The sequence below is a fragment of the Pedobacter psychroterrae genome (assembly GCF_004331695.1).
Taxonomy (GTDB): domain Bacteria; phylum Bacteroidota; class Bacteroidia; order Sphingobacteriales; family Sphingobacteriaceae; genus Pedobacter; species Pedobacter psychroterrae.
Window position 1 is genome coordinate 1,414,478 of the sequence record NZ_SJSL01000001.1, and the last position, 24,424, is coordinate 1,438,901.

The following is a 24,424-nucleotide window of genomic DNA, read 5'->3' on the forward strand; positions in this document are numbered from 1 at the left end:
TATTTATTGTTGTGCAATCGAAATTTGAAGTTCAACATCATCGATTACTATTTTGTTTCCATTATCTATATTCTCGTCCAATTTAATGTCATCCGCCAATATTTCCGAGCAAATGTAGGCTTTATTCTGCGCTACCGCAGCGGCTATCAGATGATGCTTTTGTAAACTTACCGATATCCTGTCTGTAACTTCGAAATTCATCTCTTTTCTCAGGTTCTGAATTCTGTTGATCAGCTCTCTCGACAGTCCTTCCTGTTTCAGTTCTTCTGTGATCGTCACATCAAGTGCTACCGTCAGGTTTCCCATATTTGCTACCTGCCATCCAGGGATGTCCTCTGCCATGATTTCCACGTCGCTCAGCATGATCTGGTATCTTCCTTCAAGTACCATAACCTGCCCTTCGCTTTCAATTTTAGCAATGTCATCCTGTGTAAATTCAGAAATAGCCTGTGCTACCGCTTTCATGTCCTTTCCTGCTTTTTGCCCTAAAGCTTTAAAATTAGGCTTTATTTTTTTAGTAATAAAACCTGCAGTATCAGTTATGTACTCTATTTCTTTGATATTGGTTTCTGAGAGGATCAATTCCTTTACCAGCTCTACTCTTTCTGCGAATTTATTGTCAAGTACAGGGATCAGTATCCTGGCCAGTGGCTGACGGACATTGATGCTTGTTTTTTTACGCAGTGACAATACCATCGAGGAGATGTCCTGTGCGAGGTGCATACGCTCATTCAGTTCATTGTCGATCAGCGAAGTGTCTGCAGTCGCTAAAAGCGCCAAGTGCACCGACTCAAGTTTATTGTTAACATCACCGGCCGTTAAGTTTTTAAATAACCAGTCGGCAAAGAATGGTGCAATGGGCGACATTAACTGCGATATGCTTAGCAGGCAGCTGTACAATGTTTCGTACGCAGCCTTTTTATCGCCTGTCATTTCACCTTTCCAAAAGCGGCGGCGGGACAGACGGATGTACCAGTTGCTCAGGTGCTCGTCTACAAATGACTGTATCGCCCTTGCTGCTTTCGTCGGTTCATAAGCCGCGTAACTTTCATCCACCTCGGCAATCAGGTTTTGAAGCAGCGACAAGATCCACCTGTCCAGTTCACTGCGCTCAGCTACAGGAGTAAGGTTGTCCTCGTCTATTACAAACTGATCAATGTTGGCATACAGGGCAAAAAAAGCATAAGTGTTGTAAAGCGTTCCGAAAAACTTCCTGCGTACTTCAGCAATCCCTTCGCTGTCAAACTTCAGGTTGTCCCATGGGTTTGCATTAGAGATCATGTACCAGCGTGTTGCATCAGGGCCATATTCTGCTATCGTACTGAAAGGATCTACCGCATTGCCCAGACGCTTAGACATCTTCTGTCCGTTTTTGTCCAGAACCAGGCCATTTGATACTACATTTTTATAAGCGATCTTATCAAATACCAAAGTCCCTATTGCATGAAGCGTATAAAACCATCCGCGTGTCTGGTCTACACCCTCTGCAATAAAATCTGCAGGGAAATCAGTATGCTCATCGATCTTGTCTTTATTCTCAAAAGGGTAGTGCCACTGTGCATATGGCATGGCGCCAGAGTCAAACCACACATCTATCAGGTCGCTCTCGCGCTTCATAGGCTTGCCTGACGGCGAAACAAGGATGATCTCGTCCACTACATTTTTATGCAGGTCTACCAGATCATAGTTGGCCTCATCCATGTTCCCAATCTCAAAATCCTTAAAAGGATGCGTTTTCTGGACCCCAGCCTCGATGGACTTATCTATTGCCTTATACAATTCTTCTACAGAACCGATCAGTACTTCTTCTTTCTTATCTTCTGTACGCCATATAGGCAATGGAATACCCCAATACCTGGAGCGCGAAAGGTTCCAGTCATTTGCATTCTTTAGCCAGTTGCCAAACCGTCCTTCACCGGTAGCTTTAGGCTTCCAGTTGATGGTCTCATTCAGGTCAAACATGCGGTCTTTCACGTCTGTCACCTTAATGAACCATGAATCAAGCGGGTAATATAGCAGCGGCTCATCAGTTCTCCAGCTATGCGGGTAACTGTGCACATACTTTTCTACTTTAAAAGCCTTATTTTCTTCTTTCAAACGGATGGCGATCTCTACGTCTACTGACTTTTCAGGAGCTTCGCCTGCCTCATAATATTCATTTTTCACATACTTTCCGGCCAGTTCGCCCAGATGTGAAGTAAACCTGCCCTGCAGGTCTACGAGGGGTACGGGAGTGCCATTGTCATCCAATACCAGCATTGGCGGTACCTCAGGCACAGCCTCTTTCGCGACCTTAGCATCATCCGCACCGAAAGTAGGAGCTGTGTGTACAATACCTGTTCCGTCTTCCGTAGTCACAAAGTCGCCCGCTATCACACGGAACGCATTTTCAGGATTTTTGTAAGGTAAAGTATAAGACAATAATTGCTCATATTTAATTCCAACCAGGTCAGCACCTTTACATTCAGCCAGTACCTGATACGGAATCTTTTTATCACCTGCTTTAAAATTATTAAAATCTTCAGCATCTGTGCTTTCAAAATACAGCTTACTAAATTGCTTACCCACCAGGTTTTTAGCCAGGATCACTTTTACAGGAAGGAAGGTATACTGGTTAAATGTACTGACCAATACATAGTCAATCTTCGGCCCTACAGTTAGCGCTGTATTGGAAGGCAAAGTCCATGGTGTGGTGGTCCATGCAAGGAAGTAGATGTCGCCAAAATCCTTTAAAAAATCAGGCAGGGTAGCCGGTATAGATTTAAACTGGGCTACAATAGTCGTGTCAGTTACATCCCGATAAGCCCCGGGCTGGTTTACCTCATGAGAGCTCAGTCCAGTTCCCGCTTTTGGTGAGTATGGCTGGATGGTATATCCTTTATAAAGCAATCCTTTATCATAGATCTGCTTCAGCAGCCACCATACAGATTCCATGTATTTAGACTTGTAGGTGATGTATGGATCACTCATGTCTACCCAATAGCCCATCTTTTCGGTAAGGTCATTCCATACATCAGTATAGCGCATTACCGTCCTTTTACAGGCCTCATTATATTCTTCTACAGAAATGGTCTTTCCGATGTCTTCTTTGGTGATTCCAAGTTCTTTTTCAGTGCCGAGCTCTACAGGAAGGCCATGTGTATCCCATCCTGCTTTTCGTTTTACCTGAAACCCTTTAATTGTTTTGTAACGGCAAAAAATATCCTTTATAGCGCGGGCCATTACATGGTGAATACCCGGCATTCCGTTTGCTGAAGGTGGACCTTCATAAAACGTAAACGGGTTTGATTTTGACCGGGTAGAAATGCTTTTTTCAAAAATGTTTTCCGCCTTCCAAAAATCAAGTATTTCTTCCCCTATTTTAGCTAAGTCTAACTGTTTAAATTCCCTATACATCAATCAAGTATCTCCAAAAATTAAAGGATGCAAAGTTAAGGTATTAGAACGAGAAATTGAAGTGTTAATTGGTTGTGTATTTATAGCAGATCATAACAGACTTCAGCCTATTGCGCATCTTGTTCGCAACTTGATCGTACTTTGTTCGCAAAAGGGGTACTTTTTGCGAACAAAGTACGACTGAGGTATGGAATAAGTAATATGGAAGATACAGTTATCACGAACCGCGCAGTATTTTCACTATTTTCCTTCCCTTTGCCAGCTCATCCACCAACTTGTCCAAATACCTCACCTGCTGTGTTAAGGGATTCTCAATTTCCTCAATACGATATCCACAGATTAGTCCGGTGATGAGGCCTGCATTTGGATGCAGAGAAGCGAATTGAAAGAAAGTTTCAAAAGTTACTTTTTTCTCAATCAGGACTTTTAATTTCTCGTCGTCGAAGCCGGTTAGCCACGCTATCACCTGATGCAACTCCTCTTTTGTCCTGCCTTTGGCGGTTACTTTTGCTATATACATCGGATAGACGGAGGCAAAAGTCATTTTTGCAATGCGTTCATTATGTTTGTCTGTGGTATTCATACTATGAAAATTAATGCAACTGTCCTCAGTGTATTTATCTTTAAGGTAGTTAAATATAAGAAATATAAGCTTTGGAGCTTTTTGCATAACAGTTCTGTCTGTCAATTGTTTTTATATCTGGCAATGCAGTCATTCACATAGTTTGGATTGGTTTTTGTTTACGTATATCTATCTAAAAAAATGTGCCATGATAAAAGTCCTCAAACTACAAAAAGCATTAGTTGCCTTCATATTAGGCGCATTGGCTTTAGTCGCATATATCATTATGGACAGTAATAAAGTTGAAGGTAGCAGGGCGATGCTTACCGTATCTGGCATCCTGCTTATGGCAGGGGCATTGATGTCACTTTATCCCATTCTTTTTGCAAAAAAAGATAAGCAGGGTCAGGTCCAGCTGGATGCTGAAAAGCATGAAGAAATGCTGGCTGATACGGAGAATACGAAGGCAGCTTCGTCACATACGGAATCTTCTGCTAATCCTTAACTATGAAGTGCCTTCCAGATAAGGCCATATACATCTGTAGCTTTTAACGCTGTATCATTTAAGCTTTTGTCGGCGATTACTACAGGATGAAATTCCTGCGGTGTATCTACGCTGCCATGTGAACCGCCTACCAGTGTGGCATCCAGTGGAATCACATCCATTACATATCTGAACCCGGCCTTTTTACGAAGCAGCTTGTATGCTGCACGGGGTTTGGATGACATGAACATCTCTACAGGGTCATATCCCGGTTTTTTGTGGATATCCACACAGCGGGCATAGTCGGGTGCCACAGCATCGTCCAACCAGAAGTAATAAGTAAACCAGCTTTTAGCGGATGCAACCAATACAAAATCTCCTGCCCTTGGATGGTCCATCCCATATTTTTTCTTGCCTTCTTCATCCAGGATCAGTGCTATGCCAGGAGTTTTTTCCAGCAAGGCTTTGACCTGTTCTTTTACTGAAGGATTATTGATGTATACATGGGCTACCTGGTGATCGGCTACTACAAATGCTTTGGAAGCTCCTGCATCCAGCAATTCCAGTCCGCGCTCTACCCTGATTTGAAGCAGGTTGTTTTGTCTGAATACCCTGTTTAAATGTATGGGTTCGCTTACAGGTGTAATGCCATATTCAGACAGGATGATGATGTTGGCGCCTTGTTTTTCATAGTGTGTTACCAGGTCTTTTACTACTTCATCTACTTCAGAAAGCTCCTTGCTGATCTTTGATAGGTCCTGACCAAACTTCTGCAAGCAGTAATCAAGGTGTGGTAAATAGATCAGCGTAAGTGTAGGGTTGTACAGCTCATCAGTGATGATAGATGCATCTGCAATCCAACGGGTTGATTTAATATTTGCTCCCGGTCCCCAGAAGGAAAACAAAGGAAACTGACCTAATTTATTTTGAAGCGTATCTCTAAGCTCAGCGGGTTCGGAATAACAGTCAGGCATTTTTCTGCCATCTGCCAGGTAATTTGGGCGGGGGGTGACAGAATAGTCTGCATTTGAATACATATTGTACCACCAGAACATATTGGAACACGTAAAGTTAGGGTCTTCTTTTTTTGCCTGATCCCATATCTTATCTGCCAGCACCAGTTTGTTTGACTGTTTCCAGAACTTAATTTCTGCATCTGTATGGTCATACCAGCCATTACCAACTATACCGTGTTCTGATGGTTGTTTTCCCGTAAGGTAGGTAGACTGCACTGCTGTGGTCACCGCCGGTAGCATAGGAGCTATGGTATGCAGTTTTTTTTCTTTGGTATATTTGTCAAGAAAAGGTGTATGCACACCAATCAGGTTTGACGACAGGCCTACTACATCTATTACTACGGTTTTCTTCATCTTAATCGGTTTTGGTGGGGTAGATTATGCTAACTTACTGCTAACCCACAGCAGTTCTTTGCTAATGGATTCTGCTATGGGTAGTTTAATCTGCTGAGGCAATACTTCCCATGTATAGGTTTCTACCTCCATATGGTTGGTAAAAGGATTGTTTTTTTGAATAGTTAGTACTTCAATGATGTCCTGCTGAGTGGTGGAAAGCAGGCCGATCTCCTGGATGGATATCGGCACATGATAATGCGCCCTCCATTCCTGAACATAAGCATTGTCAAAGTCTTCCAGTGCTTCAGGCAGGTCAAGGTAACGCAGTAAACTGCCGTCCTGCTGTCTGGCTACCACTTGATGAAGGTATACAGGCTCGTTAAACTGATCAAATGCTTTTTTAATTTGCCCGCGCTCTGCAGCAGGTTTATTGAGATCGGCCTTTAGCGCTGCGCTGATCTGGATCTTACCTACTTTGATGTTTTTTGCGGCAAGTTCACTGATGATTTCCGCATGGGGTTCATAGCCGATAGCAAAATGGCATACATCATAACAAAGCATCAGGTGTCTTCTGATCTGTGCTTCAGCATCGGCTTCGCTAAGGTTAAATACTTCTGAAATCGCTGGAATACCCAGGCTAAGCAGATCTCCTTCAAACCAGTCTATAAATTCCCTCCCGGTCTCCATCATGCCGTCGGGTTCAGGTTCTATGTCGAGGTGCAATACTTTGCCTGTTTCATTATATATGCGGATCAGTTCACTGATCACTTCAACGACATGCAGGGTGCCTTTTTCAGTTGCTTCTTTTAAAGAACCTTCTGTAGTATACCAGTGTCTGTAGCCAAGCGGATTGGTAGAGATGCCGCCGTCCATTCCCTGGGGGAGTAATTCCTTCAGGATATGAAAGAGCCTAAGCGTGTAATCCCTGCGGGATTCGGTAACCCATCCAGGGGTATGTACATCGGCTTTTACCACCGTACGGTGAAATTCTCCATAGGGAAAGCCGTTCATGGTAAAAACGTAGGTTTCGTTGTCTTTCAGCCACTGCTTAAATTCAGTAAGTGCAGCTGGCTGCGACAAAGCCAGGCTCGCTTCGTTTGACAACCTTAGGCCCAGTCCCATCTGCTTGCCGGGTGATACAGACTGCTTGATGAGTGGTAAGTTGAGTTTTAAGGCTTCAAAGTCTTCTGTCCAGTTCTTCCCCGGATGTATATTGGTACAGTAAGTAAGGTGGCCGCTGTTGAGTTTCATTATTAAGCGATATTAAAGCTTGTCCCGTTCTCAATGAATTTAGCCACATAATTGCTGGAAGCTATCAAAAGCTGATGATCCATTTGGTTTACTTCCTTTCCGGTACCTAGATCGGTGAGCAGGGTAATGGTCAGTATTCCTCCCAGGTGCTCCTGAAACTCGGCCAGTCCTTTTAAAATAGGAGAGTCTGTATCCTTAATCTGGATCAGCGGGTTGGATATGTCATACCCCAGTTTCACCAGAAGGTTTAGTATCCTTTGCAATTTATCTTCTGATAGCAGGCCGGTTAGGAAAGAGTAGACACTGTCGAGCGCGATGCCCATCGCTACGGCCTCTCCATGAAGCACACTAAAGTTGCTGAGTTGTTCGAGTTTATGCGCAGCCCAATGCCCGAAGTCTAATGGCCTGGCAGATCCTGTTTCGAAAGGATCATCTCCGCCTATATGGTTCAGGTGCAGTTGCGCACATACCTTTATCAGGTAGTTCATGCTTTCTGTGTTGCGGGCCACCAGTTCATCTGCATGGTCTTCCAGCCAGTAAAAGAATTTCGGATCTTTAATCAGGGCTACTTTTACCGCCTCAGATATGCCGGATCGGTAATCTCTGTCTGTCAATGTATTTAAAAACAGTTCATCATTGAATACCGCGGCAGGAGGCGCAAAGGTGCCAAGGAAATTCTTCTTGCCATCGTAATTGATGCCGTTTTTAACGCCTATTCCTGAGTCATTTTGTGACAACACAGTAGTAGGGATGCGGATGTGCTTGATGCCGCGGTGAGAAACAGCGGCTGCATAACCCACCAGGTCTAGTACCGCACCACCACCGATGGCGGCGATATAAGAATGCCTGTCGATGCCATACACATTTACGGCTTCTACCAGCTGATCGAACAATGGGACATCATTTTTGCAAGTCTCCCCCCCTGGTATTATCAGGATATCAGGTATCAGCTGCACCTCTTTATGCTGATTGAAGTATGCGGTGATATCGTTCAATAAATTTGGATGTGCATCTGCAACTCCCTGGTCTACCACAAAAAATATTTTGCGCAGTGCCTCAGTAGCTTTTCCTTTGAAAAAGGCACTTAAAGTATTATTTCCAATATCGAAAAGTGAGGAAGTAAAAAAGATCTTATACTCAAACTTTACACTAAACGACTGTTCTAAATAGCTCATATATTAAAATTCGGGACTAAGTAACGGCAAAAGCTTTACTCAACCACATTGATAATGGTAATAAAATTATAATAATCAGCGCGACCTGCCAGACCCCAAAGGCACTGGCCCATGCCGCATTTAATAAAATTAATGCAATGACACCTGCTTTTACTGCTTTACCAATGTTTGGGCCAACAGGATTTTGTATGGCTCTTGATAAAGGCCTGAAGATCATGAATGCAAAAAGGGCAAGGAAGGCAAGAGAGAGGGGCAGGTTGTTGTTGGCAAAAGCAAAATAAACCACACTTCCAATCACTAGTGCATAAAGGCCTACTGCAAAATACAAAGTCTTTTTGCTGCCTCCATGCACTTCTCCGCGACTGATCATGGTAATGGCAGCAATATAAATAATCGGTATAACAGCCAGGTACCACCACATCAGAATACTGGCAGGTGCAATGCTAATGCCCAGTAATAGATTCAACCCGCGGCATAAACCCATGTTAACAGGGCCAAAGATGGCGCTATGCTTTAAGAATTTGTCATATATCAGGCAGGAGACCATGATCGCTACAGCAAGGTATTGCGCTTCAGTGCTATATAGACCTGCTGCGAAAATACCGATAAAGAAACAGATGCCTCCAAATATGGTTGCTGCTTGTTTAGAAATCAGTCCGCTGGGGATAGGCCGTTCTGGTCGTTCCTTTGCATCAAGTTCTGCATCAAATACATCGTTAAGAATGATTCCGCCGCTGTAAAGACCTACGGTGGATATGCACAGCAAGATTATCGGAAGCAGCTGCAGGTCTGACTGGTGTAGTAAAAAATAGCCTGAAATAGCGATGCCCGCCAATACATCAGCCACAGAGGTGACTACGTTGGCAGGCCTCATCAGCCTAAGGTATCCTAGTAATTTGCTCACTATTCTAAGAAATGATGATCGAATTCTTGTCTACTCTTGGTTGCTGTCCACCACGAAGAATAGTATTGCTCTCAAATTTCTGGCTCTGATCTATATTCTTTACTGCAATGAAATCATTTTCGTCGATCTGTCCGCTTTGTGCAAAGGCTGTGATCGCATTGCGATACGTGACCATTTCGATGTCTTGTAAGCTAATGCCCGATTGCTTCATCAGGGCAGCAGTTTTAGGGATGGCGAGCGGATCACTAATACCCCAGTCGGCCGCAGAGTTGATCATGATTCTTTCGGTCCCATATTGTTTTACTACTTCTACCATGCGCTCATTTCCCATCTTGGTAAAAGGGTAGATGGTAAATGCAGCCCAAAATCCACGGTCGAGCACTTCCTTTACGGTTTCCTCATTGTTGTGGTCTATGATGACCATATGCGGGGCAAGGCCCTGTTCTATGGCGATGTCCATGCTGCGCTGGGTACCTTTTTTCTTATCACGGTGTGGGGTATGGACCTGTACAGGCAGCCCTGCCTGAAGGGCAAGGTCCAGTTGCAACCGGTAATACTTGTCTTCCGCTGCGGTCTGGTCGTCAAAGCCAATTTCTCCGATACCAACCACTCCTTCTTTAAAGATAAAGTTTGGAAGTATTTCCATCACCTGTTCTGCCAGACGCTCATTGTTGGCCTCTCTTGAATTAAGTCCGATGGTACAATAGTGTTTAATCCCAAACTGTGAGGATCTGAACCTTTCCCAGCCGATCAGGCTGCTGTAATAGTCAGTAAAGCTATCAACACCTGTACGGGGCTGGCCCAGCCAGAAGGCAGGTTCTATTAGCGCAACAATACCTGCATCGGCCATAGCCTGGTAGTCATCCGTAGTGCGAGAGGTCATGTGTACATGCGGATCAAAGAATTTCATTCCGCTAATGTCATTCAGATTAAGCGTAGTTTGAATTTTCTCACCCGCATTTCTTTCTTCGAAATTTTCGTTACAGCACATAATTCAAATATTTATATTTTCTGATTTGTTAATTCAATTAAATGGTAGATTTCCGGAGCTACCGTACGATGGGCCGCCATACGCTCCTGCACATAATCGTTCAGTGTGTCGGCAAGGGCGGTGTTGACACGTTCATGTAACCCGCTTATTTTACTCATGTCTTTTTCAGTAAAAAATGCTTTTAGTACCAGCTGGTTCCATGAGGCTTCAGTGAAATAATATGCCGGAAAAGGATTGTGATACATGATGGCCTCGAGCACGGTACCTATATTGCTGCGGATTCCATTTGCACACCTGGCGATCCATTCCTCCGGATACGCATAAAAAGGCAAAGCAGCGTAAAGAGCTACTTCCTCGTTCATTTCTGCAGCAGAGAAAAGCCCGTTGATTTTTTTCAGATAGGCTTCTTTATCACTGGAGTTGATCTGCATCAGTAGCCAGATACGGCATAGTCTGTCGATCGTCCAGTCCGCAATGGAGAATCCGGGCAACAATTCAGCTATTTCCTTGGCTTCCTGTGCGTCCGTATGTATGGGGGTTTTGCCTGTCTGTTTGGGCAAATGTGAAAAAGTAAGGTTTAGCTGCAGGGACTTCTCTTCCGATTTGACTAAAGCCGTCTTATTTTCAAACCATAACAGTGACTCCGCTGTAAGGTTTTTCTTAATAATTTGCAAGAAAAGATCACTAAGGCCTTTCAGCCTTTCTATATCTATTAAAAGCATAACAATCTTTTTTTAGTTGACACCCACAAAATAATTGATAGCGAGCGCGGCACTAATAATCAAAAGCCCAAAGAATTCCCTGGTTTTTTCGATATATGGCTTGGTGGCCTGCATACTTTCCACTAAGCTTGGCCTTCGGTACTTCAGTATCCAGTCGCGGACGCCATCTTTTGCGAAAAACAATATAATCGCATAAATCAGATAGAAAGATATGGCTCCTAAATATATTCTCGGATAAAAAACATTAAATATGGCAAATCCACAACAAATGGAGGCCACCATATAGATAGGTACCCATAGCCATGAGTCGTTGTCATTTAGATTTACATAGGCAAACAAGATGAATGCAATGCAAAAAACAGAGTTTAAGATGCTAAGCAGCATAGTAATGAAATTTAATTTTGTGTGTTGTGTTAATACCTAGATACAAATTAACAGTAAAATAAGTCGTTTTAGCAATAGCACAATGTAAAAAATTGATTGAGGCAAATATTTATTTGTACAGATTAACTGGTATTTATGTAAATTTATAAACAAACTGTCAAATTATAATTGAAATAGTATGAGAAAATATTACTTCCTGGCCATCGCAGCCTTATTTAGCTTACATGTAAGTGCCCAGCATAAGCTGGAGAAACTATGGGAAACCGACAGCATTATTAATATGCCTGAATCGGTATTGCCAGATGTAAAAGCGGGGGTGGTTTATGTAGCTATCATGGGCAACAGTTCCGATGCAAAAGATGGGATAGGTGGTATTGGTAAGCTAGGACTGGACGGTAAGGTGATTAACCTGGATTGGGTAAGCGGGCTTAATTCTCCGAAGGGCATGGCTATTTATAAAAATAAAATGTATGTGGCTGATGTTACCGATGTGGTGGTAATAGATATTCCGGGAGGCAAGGTAGAGCGTACCATCCCGATTGCAGGTGCTGCCTTTTTAAATGACGCAACGGTAAGCGACAAAGGAGTGGTTTACGTTTCTGATTCCAGAACAAAGAAAATCCACAGGATCATAGATAACAAAGAGGAAGTCTATATGGAAAACATCGACGGCATAAACGGACTTAAAGCGGTGGGTGATCATTTATATATTGCAGGTGGAGGTAAAAAGCTGTTGAAGGCAGATGGTGCAAAGAACCTGGTCAATGTAGCGAGTATGCCTCAGGGTGGAGACGGAATAGAGCCGATAGGAAATGGGGATTTTCTATTTTCTGCCTGGGGAGGATATATTTATTATGTGTACGCAGACGGTAGAAGCGAAATATTGTTAGATACCCATCTGGAAAAGATTAATACCGCTGATATAGGATATGATCCGGCGAAACGCATTGTTTATATTCCTACGTTCTTCAAGAAAAGCGTAATGGCATACCAGCTTAAATAGCGGTATGCCATTGCATTAAGGTTTTACCGCTACCTGTATCCCCTCAGAATGGGTGCTAAAGATTAAGAATAATATTTACGATTGATCATTGTCTTGCTGTTTGTTTATATACCCTCACATAATCTACCAGCATCATCGAGGGGTTAGGGGTTTTATCTATAGGCCAGCCCGATCCGAGTGCCAGGTCGATCAATACATACATCGGCTCATTTGCTTCGGCTGGCGTTGGCTTGCGCCAGAGTTCCTTGCCGTCAAAGTACCAGATCATTTCGTTCTTTGTCCATAAGAAGCCATAGGTATGAAATTGTGTCGTCATGTCTTCTACTCTAAAATTGTCGCCCACACCTTTATGCCGCCTGTCTGGGTACCACCAATGCAAAGCGGTATGTAATATTCCGGGCCATTGGCCATATTGTTCAACAATATCAACCTCAAAACCCATTTTTGCACGCGGCGACTTGAGCAACCAAAATGCTGGCCATGTACCGGGGCCGGCCGGAAGCTTTGCCCGCATCTCAAAATACCCGTATAATTGCGAAAAACCGTTATCGGCCGTATCCAGCGAAGATAAAAGGCCCGATTTCCACTTGTTTGCTTCGTTTTTTGCGGTGATAGTTAAAATGCCGTTTTTAATGGAAAATGGAAATCCATCCTTCGGATCGCTAAACTGTGCGTCACCAAAATCTCCGCCATACGGTGTATGTGCTATCCATTTGGTTCCGGGACCCAATGCGGAAACATCCAGCGGTCCATTAAACTCATCCTGAAAGGTAATTTTATAACCTTTAAGATCAAGTGTCGCTTTTTTATCAGATGCCAGCGGGGGTACAGGTGCGGTCGGGTCTATGGAAAATTTACCGATCTCGTATCCCAGGCCCGGCACCGCCTTTACGCCCGGACCGGCATTAAGCTGATGCCTGTCGGTTTTATGGTATAAACCGGCAATGATAATATAGGTGCCGGTTTTCAGCGAATCGGGCACAAAAACAGTTTGTGTATAACTGAACCTGCCCGACCAGGTTGAGGTTTCGGTAGGAAAAGGAGGTTCATGATCATTTTGAAATACAGTGGCGCCAGATGCGTCCTTAATATGTACCCAAACGCTGTAGTTTTTATCCATCGGCACAGCGTCCCAGTTATAGGTGATCTTCAGATCCTGGCCCGGACGGGAAACTTTAGGTGATACACCCGCGGGCAAAATGGTAGGTATATCATCACGATTAATCGCAACCATCCCAAGGAACAATATTATAAAAGCAGACGCGAATATTGTTGATATTCTGTTGATTATGGTCATGTATGATGATTTATTTCAACCTGTTACTAATCTAACAAATATAGTACATATTCTTGCAGAGATACACAAAGTGGATACACAGGGAATTCCGAGGGCAAAAAAAATGGACAACTTCGGATTTAATGAAGTTGTCCACTTTGGTGGGAGATACTGGGTTCGAACCAGTGACCCCCTGCTTGTAAGGCAGGTGCTCTGAACCAGCTGAGCTAATCTCCCCTTGGTTCTGCTTTTTTTATTTAAAACAGTTAAGCGCTGTTTTGTGGGAGATACTGGGTTCGAACCAGTGACCCCCTGCTTGTAAGGCAGGTGCTCTGAACCAGCTGAGCTAATCTCCCCTTGGTTCTTTTTTTGCCCTAAATGTTAGGGAGTGCAAATATACACCTCTAATTTAAATCTCCAAAACTTTTATAAGATTTTAAGAAAGTACTTCTTCTAATACTTGATGTGAATGGATTTCTCCAAACGAGGCTGTGTGTAAGGTGTAGTAAATCAGTATTTTATCTAATACCAGCCTTCTTGTTTTATTTTCCGCTTTTATTTCATTTATTTTTTCAAATGGAGAGGTATAGAGTCCGATGAACAAAGAAGCGTCGTCCTTATAGAGAAAATAGGGATGTATCGGCATCCGGGATTTAAACTCCCCTTCCTGCAAATCAAAACAAAGATGGTCACTATTTAAGTTAGTATTTGGGGCAAAGCCTAGAAAGCGACTTAATTTAAGTAAAAAAGCCAGGTGAAAATTAATGTTCCCATCGGCACATTCGTCGAACCAGCAAATTGAGCTGAATATGAATTCAAACAGGTGCTCATCTGCCATCTGTTGCCTGATGCTCTTATACAGAACTTCGTTTAAAAACAGGATAATTGTCCGTTTTGTAATGTCATAAGGAATACTTCGAAAAACAGGTGAAGGTCTTAGTTCAGATACCCGCTGAATGTTTCCATTAGCTTTGTGATAAACTACCATGTCTACTAAATGTAATGGCTGCAGCATATTCATGCTGATCTTGGCCCGTGGTTTTTTTACCCCATTGATCAAATAGGACTGGATACCAAATTTCTCAGTAAAAATTTGTACTACAACGCTGCTTTCACTGTACAGAGTTGTTTTAAGTACTATACCTCTGGTCTTATGCAGCATAAAATATCTTTGGAATAAAAATGATCATACCAATGATCAGCGCAATGAATGCAGCAAATAATACTGCTGAGGCTGACACATCCTTTACTATTTTAGCTTTTTCATGATGCGATGGTGATACGAAATCAACCAGTACCTCTATCGCAGTATTTACCAGTTCTGTAATGAAAACAATGCCCACTGCCATTATCAGCCAAAGCGATTCTTGAGTCGTAACCTCCAGATACCAGCCGGCCGCAACCACTAAAAGCAATGCAATTATGTGCAACTTAAAATTGAGCTGCGTTTTAAATGCATAGGCAATGCCGGAAAATGCATAACCAAAGCTTTTAAAAAATCTTCGCATGGCCATCAAACAGAGTTACATTCATTATACAAATTACGACATGCTTTCTTATATATCCAATTGTTTGCGCAGAACCCTTACCTTTGGCTAATTTTTAAGTAATGTCTGAAGAAAAAACCTCCCTTCATCCAAGAAATAAGCACCGGTTCAGGTATGATTTTCCTATACTGATCAAATCTCAGCCTGAATTGAATGATTTCGTATTCGTCAATCCTTACGGTGATCAGAGTGTGGATTTTTCTGATCCTGGAGCAGTGAAGATGCTCAACAAGGCCTTACTTAAACATTTTTATGGTATAGCCCATTGGGATATACCAGTCAACTACCTATGTCCCCCAATTCCCGGAAGGGCCGACTATATCCACTATGTGGCAGATTTGCTGGCGACTTCCAATAAGGGAAAAATACCCGGGGGGAAGTCGGTAAAAGGGATTGATGTTGGGGTAGGTGCCAATTGTGTATACCCGATTATCGGGCATCAGGAATATGGGTGGAGTTTCCTGGGTTCTGATATTGATCCTCTTGCCATCAAGTCAGCAAGAGCAATAGCTGCGGCCAATTCCACGCTCAGTACTGCGATCAGTTGCAGGCAGCAGCACAATAAGCAACATATCTTTACCGGAATCATAAAGCCAGGTGAACAATATGACTTTGCTGTCTGCAATCCGCCTTTCCATTCTTCAGCAGAGGAAGCAAAGGCGGGCACAGACAGAAAGCTCAGAAACCTGGGAAAAAACAAGGGCAGGTCTGCTACGCTCAACTTTGGCGGCAAGGATACCGAACTTTGGTATGATGGCGGTGAAGCGGCATTTATCCGGAATATGGTTATGGAGAGTAAAACGTATGCACAGCAATGTCTTTGGTTTACAACGCTCGTTTCCAAAAGCCAAAATCTGCCTTATGTCAATACCATGTTGACCGTGGGGGTAAAAGCAACTGAGGTCCGGACCATTGAAATGGCCCAGGGACAGAAGATCAGCCGTTTTGTAGCATGGACTTTTTTGTCTCCGGAAGAACAGTTTGCATGGGCACAAAAAAGGTGGAATTTTTAATGTAAAAATGTTGTATTTTTATAAGGCGATAGGGTAGATCATATCCAAATCTTTCGCTAAAGGGACACATGGCAAATATATTCAGTTAAAATAACTTTATGAAAGGGGCAGGAAGGGTTTTCATATTGGTGTTTGTTTTGCTGCTGACAAAAATTAGCGGCTATTCGCAGAATATTTCTAATGAAGGGACTGAGTTTTGGGTGGTATTTCCTACACATGATCCTACTAATCAGGTAGATCTTGCTAATATCAGGATCTATATTACTTCTAAAACAAATTCCAGCGGAACTGTCGTTTGTGGCACATTTAGTAGGCCTTTTACAGCGCGGCCAAACCAAGTTGAGGAAATTCTCGTGCCCAGGTTTGAAGCATATATAGATGCCAATCAGCGAAATAGTGTATTAAACAATAAGGCCATTCGAATAAAAGTCAACGATGGCGAAGGCAAAATAGCCGTATATGCGCATATCTATGCCGGCCGGCGTTCTGCCGCTTCGCTCGTTTTGCCTGTGGAATCTTTGGGACAGAAATACCATTCAATGAATTACACACAGGATGTTAACGGGCATAATTTTTTGGTGCTTGCCGCTACCGAGCCTAATACGCAATTGCTCATTCACCATGGCAACCAACCAATATCAGTTACGCTTGAAAAAGCAGGGGATGTATATGAGTATATGCCTGGAAATGGTACGGATCTCACTGGCGTATATGTAGAAATTGATCCGGCTTCTCCGGATAATTGTAATAAACGCTTTGCGGTATTCTCAGGAAGTACTTCCAATACAATAGGCTCCTGCAACCGGCCCTCCAGAGATCCGCTTTTTCAGCAGCTTTATCCAGTCAGCAGTTGGGGTAAGACCTATGGGATAATCCCTTTTTTTAATCGCAGGCATATCATTAGGATTGTAGCACAGGAAGACAATACTAAGGTTCAGTTTAATGGGCAGTCGATCAATTTAAACAATGGGCAGTATTATGAAAGCGCGCAGCTATCAGGTGCGGGGTTTGTTAGTGCAGATAAAAATATCAGTGTCGCTCAATACTCACTTACTCAGTCCTGTTCAGGAATTAACGGTGAGGAGCTGTTGGGCGATCCGGAAATGGTGTTGCTCAATCCTATAGAATTTAATATCAAGGCAGTAACACTCTTTTCTTCCACTGCTCAGGACATACGGGAAAGATATATCAATGTATGCATGAAGACCAATGCCACCGGATCGTTTAGAATAAATGGACAGCAGATCGGGATCAACTGGACGGTAATTTCTTCAAACCCTGAATATTCCTTTATGCAGCTAAGGATCTTTGATACGAATTCTACGCTTTCTGCTAATGAAGGGTTCAATGCCATAGCTTACGGTTTTGGTACAACAGAGTCCTACGCCTATTCTGCCGGCACTACGCTCGCTGCAAATAACTACCTCCGTATAAAGAACAGGCTTACCAATTTGGAATCAGAAAATGCCTGTATAGATCAAAGTTCTGATTTTAAAATATTCTTGCCAGCTCCGGCCGAAGAGATTACCTGGTTGCTGGATAATGAACCACCAGTAAACGGTTCCATCACACCTACAGATATCCTCACCGATGCTTCAGGCATCAAGACCTATGAATATACCTATGTCTATGGAAAAATATTTTCAGAATTAAGACAGCACAATATGGTGGTAAAGGTCAAATTGCCTACTATCGGTAGCTGTATAGGTAATGAATATATTTATAATTACACCTTTGATGTAGAACCTATCCCTGTAGCGGATTTTAGCTTTACCAATTTGGGTTGTGAATTTGACGGCACCACTTTTACAGATCTGAGCGATTCAAAATTATTAACCAAGCCAATCGGAAAGTGGTTATGGGATTTTGGTGATGGAAGCAACCCGGTTTACGATAAAAACCCTGTTCATAAATTTCCCACGACTGGTTCCTACGAAGTAAAACTTTCTGTCGCAACAGCGGATGGTTGCATGTCTGAGGTATGGACTAAAATTGTTAAAGTTACCCTGGTTCCATCGCCTGTAGTAGTTTTTGATCCCATACCTAAAGTTTGTGTCAACGGGGGGCTGTTCACCGTAAAGACTGCGCGTGAAACAAAGGGAGTCAACGGCGCGGGGCAATATTCCGGACCTGGGATAACACCTGATGGTGTGTTTGATCCGAAGATTGCCGGCGTGGGTATCCACGAAATCACTTATACATACATAGGTGATCAGATTACTGAAGGAAAGACTTTTTGCCAGGACATAAAAAAACAAACAATCACGGTAACTCCTATACCTGTCGTTGAGTTAGAGAAGGACTTTTACATTCTTGTAGATGGGGCCAAGGCTTTCAATGCCAGGACTTCCGGTCCTCCGGCTGCTTACAAATGGGCACCTGCTACCGGACTCGATCGTGATGATGTATTAAACCCCGTGATTAAAGGAGAAGTAGACCGTGTCTATACGTTAACAGCAACTACGGCAGAGGGATGTATCACCATCGATACCATTACTGTACATGTCCTTGACGGAATAAAAGTTACAAATGCGTTCAGTCCCAATGGAGATGGGATCAATGATGTATGGAAAATTGAATACATTGACAGCTACCCGAATGCTACAGTACAAATTTTTAACCGATATGGGGCAATCGTTTTTTCAAGTAAGGGATATGCGATGCCATTTGATGGTAAATACCAAAATAAGGACCTGGCTACAGAGACGTATTTCTACGTGATAGATCCGGGAAATGGCAAAGCAAGAAAAACTGGCTCACTAAGTATCATCAGGTAACTATTCGAGCAATAAAGCATCATCATCATCCGTCAGACTTAATTGTATGCTGTCCGTACCTGCTATGCCTTCTATCGAGCCCCTGATGTGTGCTGCATTCAGCATTACTTTCTCCAGTTGCTTTTCTCTTGCTTTCCACAGCTTTTCCATAGCATCACGCTCCCTCTGGATGGAGAGTTTCATGCTCATAAAACCTTCTCTTATCGCCTTCCATTGTTCAGAAAATTCATTGCTGGTCAGATAATCATAGAGCATATGCATCTTGTCGCCCCTGTTTTCCTGGGATTTTCCGGCGCCGTACAGCTTCACGATCCCATCTCTAAGGATATAAGAAACTGCCTTGACTTCATCAAAGGAACAGATCCATACCCCATCCCGTTCTCCAAAACAATCCATGCCCTTGGGATAACACTGCGTTACAATCACCGCTACATCAACGCCCATACTGCGCATGTCCTTTTTTAGCTTTTCAATCCATTCCATGGAAAAGTCTTTGGTGCGCTTGCTTTCATAAATGATCTTGCCGCATTCCTGCCCAAACTGGTTGCGTACCAGGTGTACGCAATCAGCACCTCTTACACCCTTGCCTACTTCAGTGATCAGATCAAAAGGGAAGGTATTGCGCAGCAGCTCTTCCAGGATCAGCTCCTGTACCTCGCCCTGCAGTTGCATAGAGCCCTGTTCGGCTTTACGCTTCATTTCTTCAGCCAGTTTTTTCTGATCGTCCAGCTGCTTTTCCAGTTCTTTCACCCGCAACTGATGCTCGGTTTCTTTTATATTGTTCTTTTCTGCTTCCTGTTTCCTGATCTGCTCTACCATTTCCCCGCGTTGTTGCTGCAGTTTTCGCTCCAGCTGCAGTTCCATTTCGGCCTCTTTGTCTTTCATGGCCTGTTCCTTTTTCAGAAAATCCAGTTCTTTGGCTCTTGCAAGTCGCAATTTATCTTCATTTTCCTTATTGGAGCTGTCCAGCATCTTCAGTTTATTCTCGAAATCTGTAGCAATGCTTTTGCGCAGGCTTTCTTCCAGTGCAGTCTGCAGCTGTTTTTTTTCTTCAGCCAGTTTCTGCTCCCAGGCGGTATTCTGCCTCTTTTGCTGCTGCTCAAAGTCTAGCTCCTGTTGTTTTTGCTGGCTTATAAATTCCTGCTGTTTCTTTGCAAATTCCTCTTCTTTCTGCCTCGTAAAAGAAACCATCTTCTCTCTCAGGTCCTTTTTATATTCCTCGGCCATAACCTCCTCAATAGGAAAACTATGGGCGCAATTGGGGCATTTTATTTCTGTAGACATATTTGCGGTGTTAAAAGAATCGGATAAAGCGGGCGTAATACAAAAATACGATTATCTCTGTACAAATAAACTTTCTGCAAATTTCATGGATACACTCCTTGGGTCTGCATCTTCAATCTGAATGTTTAGTGAGCCATCAAAGGCAATCACTTCAATCACACTAAGGTTTGTGCCAATGGTAATATGGAGCTTTTCGAGATACTGAAGGAACAGGGTAGAAGTATCCTTAATTGCCGCTACTTTACAGACATCACCGTTTTTTAGTTCAGATAACAGTGTTTTCGTAATCACCGGCATTTCGCCGTTCGCTTTAGGAATAGGATCCCCATGGGGGTCAAATTCCGGAAAATCAAGAAACTCTTCCAGCTTATCCACCAGCTTCGCCGATTGGATGTGCTCCAGTTGTTCCGCCACCTCATGTACCTCGTCCCAGCTAAAATCAAGCTTTTCATAGAGGAATGTCTCCCATAACCTGTGCTTTCTTAATATCGCTATTCCGCTTTTCCTGCCAATATCAGTAAGCAATATCTTACCGTATTTTTGATAGCTAACCAGGTTCTTTTCCTTCAGCTTTTTCAGCATATCAGTTGCTGTAGCAGGTTTTACGCCTAGGTAAGCCGCCATTTCGTTGGTGCCTGCCTCTGGTTTGTCCTCGTTCTGAAAGCTCAGTTTTAATAAAGCTTTAAGGTAGTTTTCTTCTGTATAAGATAGCATCATACAAACTTAACTGAAATTGTCTTTTAAAACAACAAAATAATATATGTCAAATAATATTTGTTAGATTACCCTAACTTTATTAGTTTTGCAATGTTGATATCTAAATTAGATTACTATAAATAGAATTATTGCTTGATAAATATGAAAATATCTTATACCAAATACCTGCCTCTTGTCCTTCTGATATTTCTTTCTCTGAATGTCCTTGCTCAAAATGGCAGCATTAAAGGAACCGTAATCTCTGAAGGAAAACCCTTACCCCTGGTTAACATTGCAGTTCAGCAGACCAAGTTTACTGCTAAAGCGGATAGTGCCGGAAATTATTTATTTAATAATGTACCTCCGGGAACTTATAAGATTCAGGCCAGCGCTGTTGGCTATAAAAGAATCATCCAGTCGGTCACAGTAGCTGCCGATCAGCATTTGACAATAGATTTTGACCTGGTCAATGTACAAAATGACCTCAATGAAGTGGTCGTAACCGGTACGTTAAAGGAGGTGAGCCGATTGGAAAGTCCGGTTCCGGTAGAAGTATACACCCCGGCTTATTTCCGGAAAAACCCTACTCCAAGTATTTTTGAGGCCCTGCAAAATGTGAATGGTGTACGGCCACAGTTGAACTGCAACATCTGCAGTACCGGCGACATCCATATCAACGGACTGGAGGGGCCGTATACCATGATCCTGATCGATGGCATGCCCATTGTAAGCAGTCTTTCGTCTGTTTACGGTCTTTCGGGAATTCCAAATTCGCTGGTGGAGCAGATGGAGATCGTTAAAGGCCCTGCTTCCTCACTTTATGGTAGTGAGGCGGTAGGCGGACTCATCAACATCATTACCAAAAAGCCCAAGAATGCTGCACTCATCTCTGCCGATCTTTTTTCAACGAGCTATGGGGAATATAATGCCGACCTGGCCTTTAAGCTCAATGCGGGTAAAAAAGCAACTGTACTTACGGGGATCAACTATTTTAAATACGGCAATCCCGTAGATCATAATCATGATAACTTCACCGATGTGACCCTGGCCGACCGTATTTCTATATTTCAAAAATGGAACTTCCAAAGGAAGCATGATCGCCTGTTCAGCCTTGGTGCCAGATATCTTTACGAAGACCGCTGGGGGGGCGAAATGCAGTGGAACAAAACCTACCGTGGAGGTGATCAGGTATACGGTGAAAGTATTTATACCAATAGATGGGAGCTGATAGGTAATTACCAGCTACCTGTAAAAGAAAAAATGTTCCTGGCATTTTCTTACAATGAACACGATCAGGATAGCCGTTATGGCACAACCTCGTACATAGCACAGCAAAAAATAGGCTTCGCACAGCTGACCTGGGATAAGAAACTAGGCAATCATGACCTGCTTTTCGGAACGGCATTGCGATACACCTATTATGACGACAATACTCCGGCTACAACTTCATTAAACCAGGTGCTTTCTAAAAATACCTGGCTGCCCGGGCTATTTGTGCAGGACGAGATCAGCCTTTCTGCCAAACACAAAATACTTGCAGGTTTTCGTTACGACTACAATTCTGTCCACGGAAATATCTTTACACCAAGGGCTGCATATAAATGGAGCATCAATGAAAACAATATCCTTCGCATAAATGCAGGGACCGGATTTAGGGTGGTAAATATTTTTACTGAAGACCATGCTGCACTTACAGGAGCGAGGATTGTTGAAGTCCCCCACGAACTGAAACCGGAGAAAACGTATAATGTAAACCTCAATTATCTGACAAAGATGTATAGCGAAAGCGGCAATTTCTTTGGCATAGAGACCTCTGCATTTTATACCTATTTCAACAACAGGATCATTGGTGATTTTGATGCTGATCCAAACAAGATCATCTATGATAACCTAAATGGGTATGCAGTAAGCAAAGGTTTGAGTGCCAATATGGATGTCACACTCACAAATGGCCTTAAGTTCATTGTGGGCGCAACCTATCAGGATGTAGCTACTTACGAAGACGGAATTAAAAAGCAGCAGATCCTGACAGAAAAATTCTCGGCCAACTGGGCGGTGTCTTACAAAGTCAAGCCACTTCATCTTGCTGTAGACTATACCGGCAATCTGTATAGCCCCATGCGATTACCGCTTTTAGGGCCTCTTGACCCGAGAAAGGAATATTCTGATACCTGGAGCATTCAAAATATCCAGCTTACTTATGGAGGATTTGATAAGTTCGAGATCTATGGGGGGGTTAAAAATTTGCTCAACTGGACACCCAACAAAGGCAATCCTTTTATCATAGCAAGGGCAAATGATCCCTTTGATAAAAATGTTGAGGTAGACAATCCATATGGACTTACATTCGATCCAACATATGTTTATGGACCCAATCAGGGGATCAGAGGTTTTTTTGGCATTAGGTTTACAATTAAATAAATCCAATACATTAACTTTATGGCATGACCTACCAATCTACCTATCAGGCAGCGCGGCTTATTGCGCCTAAAGTTGAGGCAATTTTTGCTGCACACCTTGCTGCCGCTAGAGAGAAAGGAGAAGATGACCTGGCACCCCTCCCCACCGAAAATGTGGTTGAAGCAATCATCGATGCTACATTTTGGGCCAGCCTGCGTAAAGAAGAAGGACATTCACCGAAAATTTCATTGGCATATCTGCCACCACAACAGGCAGGCAATCCATTACTTTTTAAGCAGCGTTTTCCATTAAATCCCGGTACACTTACCAAGCTGGCACCGGGTATTGAGCGCGCAGGGATCCATTTGGGTGTATGGGAAGAGGACGGTCAGCTGTACATATGGGGTACTACCGTAAGCATCCCAAACTTTTGTTTTGTACTGGATGTATCCGAACCTGCGCTTCTGGTTATCAAACACCGCAGGATTTATGGGTTTGGAAAGTTCACCAATATAGCCGTACTCAAGGGAGACCAGGTAAAAATGGTAGACCCCTACAATACACGGCATGCAGATTGTCCGCCAATGCTTTTGTCGCTGCTGGACCTTACTGCACTTACCTACTGGAACGATTCTGTCAACGTGCTGATCCAGTTGGCGGTCTCTATGCGCGCGCATGGCCGGGGTGGTACACTCCTGGTGGTGCCAAATGATACCAACAACTGGCTTCAATCTATCATTAAGCCAGTCCAGTATTATATTCAACCCCCTTTTACGGGCTTATCAAAGCTGTTGAAACAGGACAGAAAGGAATCAAGCCAGATATTCTGGCAAACAGCATTAAAACGTGAGGTTGATCATCTGGCAGGCCTGACGGCTGTAGATGGCGCTACAATCATCAGTACGGACTATGAATTACTTGCTTTTGGCGCTAAAATTGGGCGGGCAAAAGGCAAGGATAATATAGACGAGCTGGCATTTTCAGAACCCATTGAAGGGGGAGATGCAGTGATCATACATCCGGCAAAGTCGGGGGGTACAAGACACCTTTCGGCCGCACAGTTTATTCACGATCAGCGGGATGCTACTGCTTTAGTAGCCTCACAGGACGGACATTTTACGATCTATACCTGGTCGGCACTTCAAAATATGGTACAGGCACACCGTATAGACACATTGCTGTTGTAATGAGGTAAGAGCGAAGGCAG

20 protein-coding genes and 2 tRNA genes are annotated in these 24,424 nt (G+C 43.2%); 6 read left to right on the top strand and 16 right to left on the bottom strand.

Features of this window, described 5'->3' with window-relative positions:
• Nucleotides 1-3 precede the first annotated feature (3 nt).
• Nucleotides 4-3,396, bottom strand: coding sequence for an isoleucine--tRNA ligase (ileS, locus tag EZ437_RS06210; RefSeq protein ID WP_131594286.1), 3,393 nt, complete (start codon nt 3,394-3,396; stop codon nt 4-6).
• Between the two features lie 217 nt (nt 3,397-3,613).
• Complete coding sequence (locus tag EZ437_RS06215; RefSeq protein ID WP_131594288.1) at nt 3,614-3,979, bottom strand: DUF2200 domain-containing protein; 366 nt, start codon at nt 3,977-3,979, stop codon at nt 3,614-3,616.
• Nucleotides 3,980-4,166: 187 nt separating this feature from the next.
• On the opposite strand from EZ437_RS06215, the gene EZ437_RS06220 reads away from it, so the two are divergent.
• Nucleotides 4,167-4,463, top strand: coding sequence for an isoleucyl-tRNA synthetase (locus EZ437_RS06220; protein WP_205942655.1), 297 nt, complete (start codon nt 4,167-4,169; stop codon nt 4,461-4,463).
• Here EZ437_RS06220 and EZ437_RS06225 read toward each other — a convergent pair.
• Genes EZ437_RS06225 through EZ437_RS06255 form a run of 7 tightly spaced genes read right to left on the bottom strand, consistent with a single transcriptional unit; the run spans nt 4,460 to nt 11,221 of the window.
• On the bottom strand, nt 4,460-5,812 hold the full coding sequence (locus tag EZ437_RS06225; RefSeq protein ID WP_131594290.1) for an alkaline phosphatase family protein: 1,353 nt from the start codon (nt 5,810-5,812) through the stop codon (nt 4,460-4,462). The genes EZ437_RS06220 and EZ437_RS06225 overlap by 4 nt on opposite strands.
• Before the next feature lie 24 nt (nt 5,813-5,836).
• Nucleotides 5,837-7,045, bottom strand: a complete 1,209-nt coding sequence (gene eboE, locus EZ437_RS06230; RefSeq protein WP_131594292.1) for a metabolite traffic protein EboE — start codon at nt 7,043-7,045, stop codon at nt 5,837-5,839.
• Between the two features lie 2 nt (nt 7,046-7,047).
• The gene (locus EZ437_RS06235; protein WP_131594294.1) at nt 7,048-8,220 is read right to left on the bottom strand and encodes a 3-dehydroquinate synthase; all 1,173 of its coding nucleotides are present in this window, start codon (nt 8,218-8,220) and stop codon (nt 7,048-7,050) included.
• A gap of 16 nt (nt 8,221-8,236) precedes the next feature.
• The gene (gene eboC / locus EZ437_RS06240; protein ID WP_205942656.1) at nt 8,237-9,124 is read right to left on the bottom strand and encodes a UbiA-like protein EboC; all 888 of its coding nucleotides are present in this window, start codon (nt 9,122-9,124) and stop codon (nt 8,237-8,239) included.
• Between the two features lie 4 nt (nt 9,125-9,128).
• Nucleotides 9,129-10,115 (bottom strand): TatD family hydrolase, encoded by a 987-nt coding sequence (locus EZ437_RS06245; RefSeq protein ID WP_131594296.1) that lies wholly within the window; start codon nt 10,113-10,115, stop codon nt 9,129-9,131.
• A gap of 11 nt (nt 10,116-10,126) precedes the next feature.
• Nucleotides 10,127-10,837: an EboA domain-containing protein gene (locus EZ437_RS06250; RefSeq protein ID WP_131594298.1), complete on the bottom strand. Its 711-nt coding sequence runs from the start codon at nt 10,835-10,837 to the stop codon at nt 10,127-10,129.
• 12 nt (nt 10,838-10,849) lie between these two features.
• Entirely contained in the window at nt 10,850-11,221 is a 372-nt protein-coding gene (locus tag EZ437_RS06255) for a transmembrane 220 family protein (protein ID WP_131594300.1), read from the bottom strand.
• 178 nt (nt 11,222-11,399) lie between these two features.
• Between EZ437_RS06255 and EZ437_RS06260 the strand changes: the two genes are divergently transcribed.
• The gene (locus EZ437_RS06260; RefSeq protein WP_131594302.1) at nt 11,400-12,224 is read left to right on the top strand and encodes an NHL repeat-containing protein; all 825 of its coding nucleotides are present in this window, start codon (nt 11,400-11,402) and stop codon (nt 12,222-12,224) included.
• An 85-nt stretch (nt 12,225-12,309) separates the two neighbouring features.
• Here the strand turns inward: EZ437_RS06260 and EZ437_RS06265 are convergent, their stop codons facing one another.
• The 5 genes from EZ437_RS06265 to EZ437_RS06285 all read right to left on the bottom strand — a co-directional run bounded on the left by EZ437_RS06265 (nt 12,310) and on the right by EZ437_RS06285 (nt 15,008).
• A complete protein-coding gene (locus EZ437_RS06265; RefSeq protein WP_131594304.1) occupies nt 12,310-13,521 on the bottom strand; it encodes a glycoside hydrolase family 16 protein in 1,212 nt (403 codons plus the stop codon).
• Between the two features lie 138 nt (nt 13,522-13,659).
• Nucleotides 13,660-13,737: transfer RNA gene (locus EZ437_RS06270), tRNA-Val, on the bottom strand.
• A gap of 44 nt (nt 13,738-13,781) precedes the next feature.
• Nucleotides 13,782-13,856: transfer RNA gene (locus EZ437_RS06275), tRNA-Val, on the bottom strand.
• A gap of 80 nt (nt 13,857-13,936) precedes the next feature.
• Nucleotides 13,937-14,662, bottom strand: a complete 726-nt coding sequence (gene recO / locus EZ437_RS06280; RefSeq protein ID WP_131594306.1) for a DNA repair protein RecO — start codon at nt 14,660-14,662, stop codon at nt 13,937-13,939.
• Entirely contained in the window at nt 14,652-15,008 is a 357-nt protein-coding gene (locus EZ437_RS06285) for a diacylglycerol kinase (protein WP_131594308.1), read from the bottom strand. Before EZ437_RS06285 ends, recO begins: the two co-directional genes overlap by 11 nt.
• 101 nt (nt 15,009-15,109) lie before the next feature.
• Here EZ437_RS06285 and rlmF point away from each other — a divergent pair, with 101 nt between their 5' ends.
• Nucleotides 15,110-16,060 (top strand): 23S rRNA (adenine(1618)-N(6))-methyltransferase RlmF, encoded by a 951-nt coding sequence (gene rlmF / locus EZ437_RS06290; protein ID WP_131594310.1) that lies wholly within the window; start codon nt 15,110-15,112, stop codon nt 16,058-16,060.
• Nucleotides 16,061-16,158: 98 nt separating this feature from the next.
• Nucleotides 16,159-18,837: a T9SS type B sorting domain-containing protein gene (locus EZ437_RS06295; RefSeq protein WP_131594312.1), complete on the top strand. Its 2,679-nt coding sequence runs from the start codon at nt 16,159-16,161 to the stop codon at nt 18,835-18,837.
• Here EZ437_RS06295 and EZ437_RS06300 read toward each other — a convergent pair whose 3' ends face one another.
• Both EZ437_RS06300 and EZ437_RS06305 read right to left on the bottom strand, forming a co-directional pair.
• Nucleotides 18,838-20,121, bottom strand: a complete 1,284-nt coding sequence (locus tag EZ437_RS06300; protein WP_165500353.1) for a DUF2130 domain-containing protein — start codon at nt 20,119-20,121, stop codon at nt 18,838-18,840.
• A gap of 51 nt (nt 20,122-20,172) precedes the next feature.
• Entirely contained in the window at nt 20,173-20,838 is a 666-nt protein-coding gene (locus EZ437_RS06305) for a metal-dependent transcriptional regulator (protein WP_225869511.1), read from the bottom strand.
• Between the two features lie 141 nt (nt 20,839-20,979).
• Here EZ437_RS06305 and EZ437_RS06310 point away from each other — a divergent pair, with 141 nt between their 5' ends.
• Both EZ437_RS06310 and EZ437_RS06315 read left to right on the top strand, forming a co-directional pair.
• Nucleotides 20,980-23,238: a TonB-dependent receptor gene (locus EZ437_RS06310; RefSeq protein WP_131594314.1), complete on the top strand. Its 2,259-nt coding sequence runs from the start codon at nt 20,980-20,982 to the stop codon at nt 23,236-23,238.
• Between the two features lie 23 nt (nt 23,239-23,261).
• Nucleotides 23,262-24,404, top strand: coding sequence for a putative sensor domain DACNV-containing protein (locus tag EZ437_RS06315; RefSeq protein WP_131594315.1), 1,143 nt, complete (start codon nt 23,262-23,264; stop codon nt 24,402-24,404).
• Nucleotides 24,405-24,424 lie beyond the last annotated feature (20 nt).